Genomic DNA, 12,243 nt, shown 5'->3' on the forward strand with positions numbered 1-12,243 from the left:
GGAGGATAGACCAATGACTGTTCATATCCACCCGTCGGTCGACAATGGCGTCAAGCAAGGCTCCGGCAATTTTGCCGGCGGCACGCTGGTCTGCAAATGCGCGGACAAGAAGGTCAAGGTCGGGGTCAAGGGCGACGTCGCCCATAACCACGCCTGCGGCTGCACCAAATGCTGGAAGCCCGCGGGCGCCACCTTCTCGGTGGTCGCGGTGGTTCCGCGCGAGAACGCCACCGTGCTGGAGAACGGCGACAAGCTGAAGATCGTCGACGCGGCCGCGGTGATCCAGCGCCACGCCTGCACCGGCTGCGGCACCCATATGTACGGCCGGATCGAGAACAAGGGCCATCCGTTCTACGGCCTCGACTTCATCCACCCCGAGCTGTTCCAGGAGTCCGGCTCGGCGGCTCCGGGATTTGCCGCCTTCGTGTCGTCGGTGATCGAGTCCGGCGTCAAGCCGGCGGAGATGGCCGGGATCAGGTCGCGGCTGAAGGAGCTTGGGCTCGAGCCCTACGACTGCCTGTCGCCGGCGCTGATGGATGCAATCGCGACCCACGTGGCGAAGTCGAAAGCAGCCTGACCAAGGCAGCCTGGTCGGCTGAGCCTGATGAGATCCTGCGCCGGCAGAGGGCCTGCCGGCGACGGATATGCTGGTAGTACCCGTGACCTTGAACCTTGCATGCCCTGCGGGCGACCACAGGGCATGCATTTTATTTTTCGCCTTGCCCTCGTCCTTTCCCCGATCCTGGTCCTCTCGCGCGCCCACGCGGCGTCGCCGGAAGACCGCTACATCGCCGCGCGTGACGCCGCGATCGCCAAATTCGCCAAGCTGTCGAGCGACAACAAGATCAACGAGGCCGTCGACAAGGCCGAGGCGGCCGCGCGAGACGGGCTGAAGGCGCAGCTTGCCGCCATCCTGTCCGAGCCCGCCCGGCCGGGCTTTGGCCCCGCCCAGCTCAACCTCGACACTCTATATAAGGGCGACATGGGGTTCGGCATGCTGGACGGCCTGCGCTTCGATGCCGACAGGGGCAGCGACGGCGCCAAGATAGGAGAGAAGCGCGCCGACGGGAGCTTCGTCGAGCCGAAAGCCCACATCATCGTCACCGCCGATGCCTTGTTCACGCGCTGGCTGCAGGAGCACAAGGCCTGGTGGGACAAGGGCAGCAAGAACGTGCCGCAGCAGATCGACGCAGCGGTGAAGTTCGAAGGCCTCTACACCCAGGCGATCTCGACCGACGCCGCGGTGGTCAATTTCAACGACCTGCCGGTCGCCAAGCCGGCGTCGGCCACCCTGACTTACGGCTTCCTGGCCGGCCGCACCCAGGACTCGTTCCCTGAGGCCGCCGATGAGGTGTTCGTGGCTGTTCTCGCCAACGGCAAGTTCTACATCGCCTATGGCGAGATCGAGCCCACTGTGAAAGTGCCCGCCTGCACGGCGATCCGCACCGACTACAACAAGAAGGCCGATGAAGCGGCCGAGAAGCTCGAGCGCAAGCAGATCAACAGGAAGGCGTATGACAAGCTCGGCGACCTCCGCCAGCAGGGCGAGGACGCATTCAAGCGCTGCTTCGTTCAGCACGCCCCGGAGCAGCCGGCGTTCGCCGAGGCCGCCAAACAGGCCCAGGCGCTGCTGGAGACGGCGATCGGTAAATAGCACCGCATGGCAGTTTGATCGGCGACCAGCGCGAGCCTATCTTCTCCGGAAAGTCTGCATCTCCGGGGAGACACCATGAATACCGCCATCAGCCCGTTTCGCATTGCCGTCAGTGACGGTGTCCTTGAGGATCTCCGCTTCAGGCTGCGCCGGACCCGCTGGCCGGAAGCCGAACTGGTCGACGACTGGAGCCAGGGCGCGCCGCTGAAATGGATCAAGGACGTCTGCCACTATTGGGCCGAGACGTATGATTGGCGGCAGCGCGAGGCGCGGCTCAACCGCTTCAGCCAGTTCACCACCATGATCGATGGGCTCGACATCCACTTCATCCATGTCCGCTCAGGGCATCCGGAGGCGCGACCGCTGATCATCACCCATGGCTGGCCGGGATCGGTGGTCGAATTCCACAAGGTGATCGAGCCGCTGACCGATCCGACGGCGCATGGTGGCAGCGCGAGTGACGCGTTCCATGTGGTGTGCCCGTCATTGCCGGGCTTCGGCTTCTCGGCCAAGCCGGCAGCGACCGGCTGGGGCGTCGATCGGATCGCCAGGGCCTGGGCCGTCCTGATGGAGCGGCTGGGCTACACCAGCTATTTCGCGCAAGGGGGCGATTGGGGCTCCGCGGTCACGACCGCGATCGGCGGGCAGGACCCGGCACATTGCGCCGGCATTCACATCACGCTTGCGATGTCGACCCGGCCCAATGTCGAGGGGCAGCCGACGCCGGAGGAGACCCGTGCGCTCAACGGCATCAAATACTATGCCGACTGGGATTCCGGCTATTCCAAGCAGCAGTCCACCCGGCCGCAGACGCTTGGTTATGGCCTGACGGATTCACCGAGCGGGCAGGCGGCCTGGATCCTCGAAAAGTTCTGGGCCTGGACCGACTGCGACGGGCATCCGGAAAACATCCTCAGCCGCGACGAGCTGCTCGACAATGTCATGCTGTATTGGGTCACCGCGACGGCCGCTTCGTCGGCGCGGCTGTACTGGGAAAGCTTCGGGCCGGGCAAGCGGACTCCACACAAGGTGAGTGTGCCGACCGGCGTTGCGGTGTTCCCCAAGGAGATCGTCACGCCGGTCCGCAAATGGATGGAGACGAACTTCACCAACATCCAGCACTGGAGCGAGATGCCGAAGGGCGGGCACTTCTCCGCGTTCGAGCAGCCCGAGCTGTTCGTCGGCGAGGTGCGCAAGTTCTTCGGGATGCTGCGCTAGCAGCGTTTGTGTCAGAATGCGCTGCGCAACGGAGGGACGTCGGCGTGCTGCTTGATCCCCGCCATGGCGACTTTGAGGACAACGCTGCCAGTCCCGAACAGCGTTCGTTGTTCGCGATCGTGGGCAGCCTTCTGGTTGAGATAAGCCCGGCGAAGCTGCTGTTCGCCTGGACGGTTTCGCTCCTGCTTCCGGGCGTGCTGCTCGGCCTTGCGCCGCTGGTTGCGTCCGCCTGGATCTCGAGCCTTTCGCAACAGCTTCTGGCATTGTCCGAAGTCGGGGCCGTGCTGGCGTTGATTGTGATCGCGGCGTTAGGCTGGCTCGGCGGGCGACCGCTGCTTCAAATCGCGGAAACAAACTTCTGGTCGCTGAACGCGCTCGCGGTGCAACCGAGCTACGCCTTCACGCGCGAGGCGCTGCGCCATCTGGCGGAGCTGCTCTGGCGAACCGGCTCAACTGCTGCCTCTCGCGCGAGGCTGCGCCGGAGTTGCTCGATCGGCGCCGGCATGTTGCTCTCTGCAGGTGCGGCATTGATCGCGGTCCTGGCCTGGCCTGTTTCGCAATGGACTGCGACCATAAATGACCTTGTTCTGATTCATCGTCTCGTGGTGCCGACGTTCGCGAACGCCGTGGTGCTGGTGTCCTGCTATCTTGCGGTCGCATCGCTGGCCTGGAGTGTGGCCGACGCCAGTATGGATCAACCGGCCGACCTTGCCGGCTTCGACGCGAAGCCGTCCGGAGGCCGCTCCTGGCGCCTTGCGCATTTGTCTGATCTTCACGTGGTCGGCGAGCGATACGGCTTCCGCATCGAAAGCGGGACGGCCGGTCCACGGGGAAACCAGCGCTTCAACCGCGTGCTGGCTCGCCTCGCCGAAATTCACGCCGTCGATCCGCTCGACCATGTGCTGATCAGCGGCGATATGACGGATGCCGGCCGGCCCGGCGAATGGGCGGAATTTCTCGATGCGCTGGCAGGTCATCCCGAGCTTGCCGCACGCATCATCATGCTTCCGGGCAATCATGACGTTAACGTCGTGGATCGCGCCAATCCCGCGCGCCTCGACCTGCCGTTCAGCCCAGGCAAGCGGCTACGGCAGGTGCGTACCCTGTCGGCGATTGCGGCCGTCCAGGGCGATCGCGTGCGTGTCATCGACGGTTCCGGCAAACCATCGGCTACGCTGAACCAGTCGCTGGCGCCTTACCGTGACCGGATAACGCAATTTGCGCAGCACGGGAGCGTGCGCCGCGCAGCGGCGCTCCGCGGTCTGTTCGATGATCAATTCCCAATGATCCTGCCGCCGGACCGGGATGGCGGCCTCGGGATCGCTGTTCTCAACTCCAACGCAGAAACCCACTTCTCCTTCACCAACGCGCTCGGTCTGGTTTCGGAAGCGCAAACGCGGCGATTGGAGGCTGCAATCCGTCATTTCCCGACGGCATACTGGACCATCGCGCTGCATCATCACTTGGTGGAGTATCCTATGCCGGTCAAGACGTTTGCCGAACGCATCGGGACCGCCCTGATCAACGGCAGTTGGTTTGTACGCAGGTTGCAAAGGTTTTCCGATTGCTCGGTCGTGATGCACGGTCACCGGCATATCGATTGGATCGGTACATGCGGTGCGTCGAAGATCGTCTCAGCCCCGTCGCCGGTGATGGGGGCGGCGGATGATGCAGTCACCTATTTCTATATCCACACAATGGTGGTCGGTCCGGACCGAAAGCTCTGCCTCGCCGAGCCCGAGCGGGTGGAAATTGCCGGGGGCTAGGACGTTTCCGGCCTATCTTCGGGCGTTCCGCCGAACAAATCGGCGATCCATGCGGCCGACGGACTCTCGGCACAGAAGGTCAGAATAGCGAGCGTGATCGGCACGCCGATGAAAGTCCCGAACAGGCCCCAGAGCGAGCTCCAGAAGAAGATCGCAAACAGCACCAGGAACGGCGAGATCGATAGGGTCGAGCCAGCCACTCGCGGTTCGACATAGCTGCCGACCACGAACTGGATGACGTTGAGACAGGCGAACACTCCAAACACCGCGGGCCAGCTCTCGAACTGCGTCATGGCCAGCAGCGTGGGGAACAGTGTCGCGATGAAAGGGCCGATGAAGGGAATGTAGTTGAGGACAAAAGCGATGACGCCCCATTCGAACGCGAATGGCAGTCCGGTCACCGCAGCGAACAGGCCGACCAGGAGACCCGTGACCGCGCTCATCTGCGTCCGCACCAGCATATACTGGCGAAACTTGGCGGCCGTCGCTTTGCTGCCCTTGAGCAGAATGCGCGCGGCTGTGCGGTTCTCCAATCGCTGGATTCGCCGACCGGCATCTTCGACCTCGAGAAGTCCCAGCACGACATAGACCAGCGCGATGAGCCAGAAACTCAACGTGGTGTTGACGCGGCCGGTGACGTATTGCGTGATGCGCAGCAGCCAGCCGACATTGAAATGCTCCGCCCAAAGGCCTGCGAACGAGACGCCGTGGCCGTCCAGCCAAATCACCGCGGCGTCGTAGAAGGCTTGATATCGCGCCGCATCCGCAATCAAGGAGCGCCCGACACGGCCGAATCCCCACGCCGCCAGCGAGGCAAACGCGACGCAGGTCGTGGTCGTAACGACGACGGTGATGGCGAGCGCGAGGAGTTTCGGCAGCCACGACTGCAGCCGTTTCTGAACGGGCCAGACGATCGCAATGATGAACAGCGCGGCCGCAAGCGGGGCCAGCACACTGCGCGCCTGAGCCACCGCCGCGGTGACCAGTACCGCGGCGATGATGCCGGTCGTGATCTTCAACCCGCCAGTCATCCTTGGGCTATCCGATCTCCTTGCGAGCTGGCTCGATCCTGCGGCGCAGCTACAGCAATCCGCGATAAATCCCCGGCGCGGAGCCGTCGATGGCCACCGCGCCGACGGCCTTCGCATAGAATTCCGCCGGCCCGACTCCGCCGATGATGGCGTAGCCGAAGCCCTGATATTTCATGTCCTCGAGACAGGCGAACAGCAGCGCCTTGCCGATTCCGCCCTGTTGCGCCTTCGGCGCGACGCCGGTCGGACCGAAGAAGTTGCGGCAGGCCGCGTCGTAGCAGGCGAATCCCACGATCTTCTTCTGTTGGGTCGCGATGAAGCAGGAGACCGGTCGGCGGCTGAATGCCACGTCGGTTTCGCTGGCCCACGCCTCGCTGAATGTTTCGCGCACCCAGGCGATGACCTTGTGCTTCTCAGGGGCGAGCGCCCGGCGCATGATAATTCCGGCCTGCTGCAATCGATCGTAGGCGGGCCTTGAATCGGGCAGGGCGTAGAGCTTGACGAGCATGTCCATCCGGCAACCTTAGTGGAAAACGCGCCCCGCGCGCAAATCACGGGAGGAAGGTCGAGGCGTAGGTTGGATAGAGCCCTACGGACTACCATTACCCGCCGATCCGATGCCAATGGGGGCACCGTCTCGATTCAGATCGATATGCGGAGCCGGACGTCTGCGGCGGATGGCGTGGTTCGGGCCGTCCAGCTGCCCAAGGGCGCGTCTGCGATCAGCGTGACGTATGGAGACTGGATCGTCAAATGCCAGCTCGACGGCGGTGCCAAGCTGTGCACCCTCGGGCAGACGCAACTCTCCAAGGAGACCAATCAGCAGGTCTTCGCCATCGAGCTGATTGCCAGGGACGGAAAGGCCGAAGGCAACATATTGATGCCGTTTGGGTAACGGGCAGGCCGTCGTCTTCAACGTCCCGCTCAACGGCTTTGCCGCGGCGCTGGAGCGCACCGTTCAGCTTGGAAGCTGACCGGCAATCTCGTCGGCCCGCCAGCACCGGACCGCGTGCCCGTCCGGACGGGTTTGAAGCGAAGGCCGAGGCTCGCGCTGACACACCGCTTCTGCGTAACGACAGCGTGGACTGAATGCACATCCGTCCGGCGGATTGAGCGGATTGGGAAGCTCACCCCTCGTCGTCGCGAGCGGTGCGCGGCGCAGCGGATCGGGAATGGCGGCGATCAGGGTTTGCGTATACGGGTGCGCCGGCCGTTCGAAGATCTCGCGCCAGCCGCCCGTCTCCACAATGCGGCCGAGATACATGACCGCGACCCTGTCGCTCATGTGCTCGACGACGCCGAGGTCGTGGCTGATCATGATGTAGGAGAGGCCGAGTGTTTCCTTCAGCTCCAGCAGCAGGTTGATGATCTGGGCACGGATCGAGACATCGAGTGCCGAGACCGGCTCGTCGCAGATGACGATCTTCGGATTGAGGATCAGCGCGCGGGCGATGCCGATGCGCTGGCGCTGGCCACCCGAGAACTCATGCGGGTAGCGGCCGGCCTGTTCGGGCCGCAGGCCGACATGCCTGAGCATCGCCGCAACGCGTCCGTCGATTTCGCTTTTGGCCGTCACGCCATGCAGGCGCAACGGGTCTTCGAGCGTGCGACGAACCGTCTGGCGTGGATTGAGAGAGGCGTAGGGGTCCTGAAATACCATTTGGGCGGTCCGGGCCAACAGTTTTCGATCGCCCGATTGCCGGCCCGTCACGACGTGTCCGTCGAGCACGATCCTGCCCCGCGTCGGCGTCAGGAGCCCAAGCAGCGAAAGGGCGACGGTCGACTTGCCGCAACCGGATTCGCCGACGAGACCGAGGCACTCGCCACGCTTCAGTTCGAGATCGATGCCGTCGACCGCGCGCAACAGCCGCTGGCCGCCGCCCAGCAAGCCGCCGCCGAGCGGAAAATGCACCGCGAGATCCTCCACGCTGAGAATGACATCGTCGCCGGGCTTTACCGCGGGGTCATGCATGGTGATGGCACCTGACCAGGCCGCCCGCACCGAGCCATGTCGTCTCGGGTGCGGTGGTCCGGCAGACCTCGGTCGCCTGCGCGCAACGCGGATTGAAGCGGCAACCGGCTGGAAAGTCCGCGATCGCCGGTACGACGCCGGCGATCTCCCTGAGCCGCGACCTGCCGAGTGCTGCGCGGCTCCCCAGCCGTGGCAGCGAGTCGACCAGGCCCTGGGTATAGGGATGGGCGCAGGCGCTGAAGATGTCGTCCGAGCGGCGTTCCTCGACGATACGACCGGCATACATGACGCCGACCCGGCGGCAGACGTTGGCGACCAGGCCCAGATCGTGGCTGATCATCAAGATCGCCGTGCCTCGCTCGGCGCACAGATTGCGCATCAGCTCGATGATCTCAGCCTGCACCGTCACGTCGAGCGCGGTGGTCGGCTCGTCGGCAATCAAAAGATCCGGATCGCAGGCGAGCGCGATGGCGATCATCACGCGTTGGCGCATGCCGCCCGAAAGCTGGTGCGGGTAATCCTTCACGCGCCGCTCCGGTGCCGGAACGCGCACGTTCGCCAGCGCCTCGACGGCCAGTTGGTTTGCCTCGCGCCAGCCCTTGCCCTTGTGCAGCACAAACATCTCCGCGATCTGCCGGCCGACGGGCGAGACCGGATTGAGCGCGGTCATCGGCTCCTGGAAGATCATGGCGATGCGGTTGCCGCGCAGCGCCCGCTGCTCGGCCGCGGAAAGTCGCTGAATTTCGCGGCCCTCGAAGCGTATCGCGCCGGCAGCGACCGAGAGCGGCCGGCGCAGCAGGCCGATCAGGGCGAGCGCCGTGATGCTCTTGCCGCAGCCGGACTCGCCGACAAGGCCGAATGTCTCGCCGCGATCGATACGAAATGAAACGCCCTCGACCGCCGCAATATGGTTGGCGCCGTCGTCGAGATCGATGCGCAAGTCCTCGACTTCGATCAGCGGGGCGACTGTCATGTGCGCCGGCTCCGCGACTGGGGATCGAGAACGTCACGCAAGCCGTCGCCAAGCAGATTGAGGCCGAGCACCGTCAGGAAAATCGCGAGGCCCGGGAACACCGACAGCCACGGCGCCGTCGTGATCTGGTCGCGCGCCTCCGACAGCATGCTGCCCCAGCTTGGATAGGGTGGACGGATTCCAAGGCCGAGGAACGAGAGTGAAGCTTCAGCGAGGACCGCGCCGCCCATGCCGAGCGTGCCGATGACAATGATGGGGCCGACCATGTTCGGCAGCAGCTGCGTGATCATGATACGCAAGTCTCCGTAGCCGAGCACGCGCGCCGCCTGCACATAGCCCTGGCTCTTGAGCGACAGCGTCGAGGCCCGTGCGATCCGGCAGGTGAAAGACCAGTTGGTCAATCCGAGCGCGATCAGCAGGCTGGTGAGGCCGGGCCCAAGCACCGCCATAATGGCGAGTGCGAAGATCAGCGAGGGGATCGCGAGCATCAGGTTGGTCAGCCCGTTGACGACATCGTCCCACCAACCGCCCCAATAACCCGCGGTCAGGCCCAGCGTCACGCCGATGATGCTGTTGACGAGCTGCGAGACGATGCCGACCGTCAGCGAGATGCGTGCGCCGTGCACGACGCGGGAATAGATATCGCGGCCCTGCGCGTCGGTACCGAACCACCAGATCCAGCTCGGCGGCTCTTCCGCATTCATGAGGTTGGCGCCCATGACTGGATCCGTGTGTGCCAGCCAGGGCGCGAACAGGCCGACGAAGATCGCAAGCGCGAACAGCAGCCCGCCGATGATCGCACTGGTGCCAAGCTTCATCGCGGCCGCTCCGCCGTGACAGGCAGCGCGGCTGGTCGTGCGCAGGCGTGATGAGGCTGGCGGCCGCTCATGCGTATCTGATCCTGGGATCGATCACGCCGTAGAGCAGGTCGACCAATGTATTGACGGTGAGGAAGAACAGCACCACGACGAGAATGGTGCCTTGAACGGCTGGAATGTCGCGCTGCAGGACGCTGTCGACCAGCAGCGAACCGATGCCCGGCCAGGAGAACAATTTCTCGACGACGACCGCTTGCCCCATCACGACACCGAATTGCAGGCCGATCGCGGTGAGAATGATGACGAGGGCATTGCGCATCACATGCCACGTCACGACCCGGGTCTCGCTCATGCCCTTCGAGCGCGCCGTCCGGACAAAATCCGCGGTCATGATCTCGAGCACCGCTGCACGCGTCGTCCGCGCCAGCAGCGCCATCGGCGAGACACCGAGCGTCACGGCTGGCAGGATCAGATTTTTGAGTCCGCCATCGCCATAGCCAAAGCTCGGCAGCCAGCCGAGCTTCAAGGCAAACAGATACATCAGCAGCAGCCCGAACCAGAACTTGGCCATTGAAAGGCCCGACACCGCGAGGACCATCGAGACAGTGTCGACGATGCTGCCCGGCCTCAGCGCCGCGATGAAGCCGAGCGGCACGCCGACCGCAACTGCAAACGCCAGGGCTGCAAATATCAACTGCAGGGTCGGCCACATCCGCTTGGCGATCATGGCTATGACCGGCTCGCGGGTCCGGAACGAGGTCCCGAAATCACCTGTCATGAGCTTGGCGATGTAGGAGCCGAAGCGCACGTAAACGGGATCGTCGAGGCCGAGCTGTTTCTTCATGCGTTCCACGACCTGCGGGTCCGTCGGACCGCGGCCGTCGTCACCCATGCTCGACACGATGCTGCCCGGAACGACGCTGAACAGCACGAAGATCAGCAGCACGACAGCCAGCACGGTCGGGATGGTTTGCAGGACTCGACGGATCGCGAAAGAGAGCATTGAACGTTTTCCTCACTCCCTCCATCGTTTCTCGCGATGGCGGGGAGCGATGGCACCTGTCACTTCGCCGGCGAGGTGTCGTCGACCCAGAGGTCTTCGACGTTCTGATGGGTCAGTTCCGTCGCATCCAACTGAATTCCCTTGAGCCAGGGCTGCACCGCCATGACAGCCTTGTTGTAGTTGAAGAACCAGATCGGCGCTTCCTCAAAGAGCAGCGCATTGGCCTTTTGCAGCAGCTGGACGCGCTTTGCGGCGTCGTCGGTCTGCCCGGCTTCATCGATCACCTTGTCGAAGTCGGTGTTCTTGAAGTTCGTGTAGTTGCAGGCCGATTGCGGCGTCGTCGAGTGGAAGCATTTGAGCGCAGCCTGCGGATCCGGACCGGTCGCCTGGGAATAGATGAAGGCCTGGAAGTCGCCCTTGCGAATGACCTCCGCCAGCACCGCGGTCTCGACCTGCTTGACCTTTACCTTGATGCCCACCTTGTCCAGCATCGGGATGGCGGCCTCGACGATCGGCAAGCCCCAGCTTTCATTCTGGCTGGTGGTCCATTCGAATTCAAAGCCGTTGGGGTAGCCTGCGTCCGCCAGCAATTGCTTCGCCTTCGCGGGATCGTAGGGGTAGGGCTTCATGGCCTTGTCGTAGGCGGGCGAGGTCAGCGGCAGCCAGCTCGTGGCGCGATAGGCTTTGCCCTTGACCAGCTTGCTGATGATCAGATCGGCATCGATCGCGTAGTTGATGGCCTGCCGAACCCGCTTGTCGGAGAAAGGTTTGAACGCCGGATTCATCCCCATATAGCGCGTGAAGACCTCGGCGACCTCGACGATGGTGCCCTTGAGGTTGGGGTCGGCCTGATAGGCGACATACTGCGCGGGGCCGAGCACCGAGGTGTCGATCTCCTTGTTACGGAAGGCGACATCGCGCGCCGCGGCTTCGCCCATCAGCGATATCACGAGCTTGTCGGCGTATGGCTTGCCGGGCTTGTAGAACCGGTCCCACCTGTCCAGCACGATGCGCGATCCCGGCACATGCTCGACGAATTTGAATGGACCAAGACCGATCGGCTTCTGGAGAAAGCTTTCCTTCCCGCCTTCGTCGGCGGGATAGATCGAGGTCAGTGCGGTGAAGAAATAGAAGGCAGGATCGACTTTCTCGGTCAGCTTCATTTCGAGGGTGAAGTCATCGATCTTCTTCAGGCCGGAGATCTCCTTGGCCTGGCCCTTCTCGACCGCGGCCGCGCCCTCGATGATGCGGACGAAGCGCGCGCCGGGATAGGCCTTGGTGCCGTCCATGATGCGGTTGTAGGACCAGATGATGTCGTCGGCCGTCATCCTGCGGCCGTTATGGAAATAGGCGTCGTCGCGCAGCTTGAAGGTATGAACGAGACCCCCGCCCGAGACGACGACCTCCTTGGCAAGTTCCAGGACCGGCTTGCCCTCGGTTGAATCCCAGATGTAGAGCGAGCGGTGAAGGGCCTTGGCGTAGATCTCGTCCTGGGCGCGCGGTGTGGTGTGGATGTCCATGCTGGTGAAGCTGGAGCCATAGGGCGCCGTCATACGAATGGTCCCGCCCTTGCGCGGTGTCTGGGCAGCCGCCGTGGCGGCGAGTGCGAGCCCCAGACCGGCCGCGATCGCAATCATCCTGAACATCATGTTTTCCCCAACGATGCAGAAGCGCTCCGATCAGCGAGTTGACCATCGGCGGCATGTCGAGCGCAAGGTCCTCGTGTCGTGTCGATGGCGACCGGCACCAAATATTTGTATCGCCACGATGTAAGAGGGGCGGATCATGGAAACGCAGCGTGTGGCGCG

The 12,243-nt window shown here is 63.7% G+C and carries 12 protein-coding genes; 5 read left to right on the top strand and 7 right to left on the bottom strand.

Translation table 11 applies throughout. The annotated features are described in order from the left end of the window. Window positions 1–13 precede the first annotated feature (13 nt). From gfa to H8A95_RS00475, 4 genes are all read left to right on the top strand, one after another. Window positions 14–577 (top strand): S-(hydroxymethyl)glutathione synthase, encoded by a 564-nt coding sequence (gene gfa / locus H8A95_RS00460; RefSeq protein WP_229181289.1) that lies wholly within the window; start codon window positions 14–16, stop codon window positions 575–577. A gap of 123 nt (window positions 578–700) precedes the next feature. Beyond that, window positions 701–1,654, top strand: a complete 954-nt coding sequence (locus H8A95_RS00465; protein ID WP_229181290.1) for a hypothetical protein — start codon at window positions 701–703, stop codon at window positions 1,652–1,654. A gap of 75 nt (window positions 1,655–1,729) precedes the next feature. After that, window positions 1,730–2,872, top strand: coding sequence for an epoxide hydrolase family protein (locus H8A95_RS00470; RefSeq protein WP_229181291.1), 1,143 nt, complete (start codon window positions 1,730–1,732; stop codon window positions 2,870–2,872). Window positions 2,873–2,916: 44 nt separating this feature from the next. Beyond that, on the top strand, window positions 2,917–4,638 hold the full coding sequence (locus tag H8A95_RS00475; protein ID WP_229181292.1) for a metallophosphoesterase family protein: 1,722 nt from the start codon (window positions 2,917–2,919) through the stop codon (window positions 4,636–4,638). On the opposite strand, the gene H8A95_RS00480 is transcribed toward H8A95_RS00475, so the two are convergent. Both H8A95_RS00480 and H8A95_RS00485 read right to left on the bottom strand, forming a co-directional pair. Then, window positions 4,635–5,669, bottom strand: a complete 1,035-nt coding sequence (locus H8A95_RS00480; RefSeq protein WP_229181293.1) for an AI-2E family transporter — start codon at window positions 5,667–5,669, stop codon at window positions 4,635–4,637. The two genes, H8A95_RS00475 and H8A95_RS00480, sit on opposite strands and share 4 nt — an antisense overlap. 49 nt (window positions 5,670–5,718) lie before the next feature. After that, window positions 5,719–6,177 (bottom strand): GNAT family N-acetyltransferase, encoded by a 459-nt coding sequence (locus H8A95_RS00485; RefSeq protein WP_420839303.1) that lies wholly within the window; start codon window positions 6,175–6,177, stop codon window positions 5,719–5,721. Between the two features lie 174 nt (window positions 6,178–6,351). On the opposite strand from H8A95_RS00485, the gene H8A95_RS00490 reads away from it, so the two are divergent. Further along, window positions 6,352–6,564 (top strand): invasion associated locus B family protein, encoded by a 213-nt coding sequence (locus tag H8A95_RS00490; RefSeq protein WP_229181295.1) that lies wholly within the window; start codon window positions 6,352–6,354, stop codon window positions 6,562–6,564. A gap of 63 nt (window positions 6,565–6,627) precedes the next feature. Here the strand turns inward: H8A95_RS00490 and H8A95_RS00495 are convergent, their stop codons facing one another. From H8A95_RS00495 to H8A95_RS00515, 5 genes are all read right to left on the bottom strand, one after another. Beyond that, window positions 6,628–7,641, bottom strand: coding sequence for an ABC transporter ATP-binding protein (locus tag H8A95_RS00495; protein ID WP_229181296.1), 1,014 nt, complete (start codon window positions 7,639–7,641; stop codon window positions 6,628–6,630). Then, the gene (locus H8A95_RS00500) at window positions 7,634–8,614 is read right to left on the bottom strand and encodes an ABC transporter ATP-binding protein (protein ID WP_229181297.1); all 981 of its coding nucleotides are present in this window, start codon (window positions 8,612–8,614) and stop codon (window positions 7,634–7,636) included. The genes H8A95_RS00495 and H8A95_RS00500 overlap by 8 nt, the downstream gene beginning before the upstream one ends. Then, window positions 8,611–9,432: an ABC transporter permease gene (locus tag H8A95_RS00505; protein ID WP_163157646.1), complete on the bottom strand. Its 822-nt coding sequence runs from the start codon at window positions 9,430–9,432 to the stop codon at window positions 8,611–8,613. Before H8A95_RS00505 ends, H8A95_RS00500 begins: the two co-directional genes overlap by 4 nt. A gap of 67 nt (window positions 9,433–9,499) precedes the next feature. Then, window positions 9,500–10,435, bottom strand: coding sequence for an ABC transporter permease (locus tag H8A95_RS00510; RefSeq protein WP_229181298.1), 936 nt, complete (start codon window positions 10,433–10,435; stop codon window positions 9,500–9,502). Between the two features lie 59 nt (window positions 10,436–10,494). Next, window positions 10,495–12,084: an ABC transporter substrate-binding protein gene (locus H8A95_RS00515; RefSeq protein ID WP_229181299.1), complete on the bottom strand. Its 1,590-nt coding sequence runs from the start codon at window positions 12,082–12,084 to the stop codon at window positions 10,495–10,497. Between the last annotated feature and the right edge of the window lie 159 nt (window positions 12,085–12,243).

Origin of the sequence: Bradyrhizobium oropedii (assembly GCF_020889685.1) — a bacterium.
Lineage (GTDB): Bacteria > Pseudomonadota > Alphaproteobacteria > Rhizobiales > Xanthobacteraceae > Bradyrhizobium > Bradyrhizobium oropedii.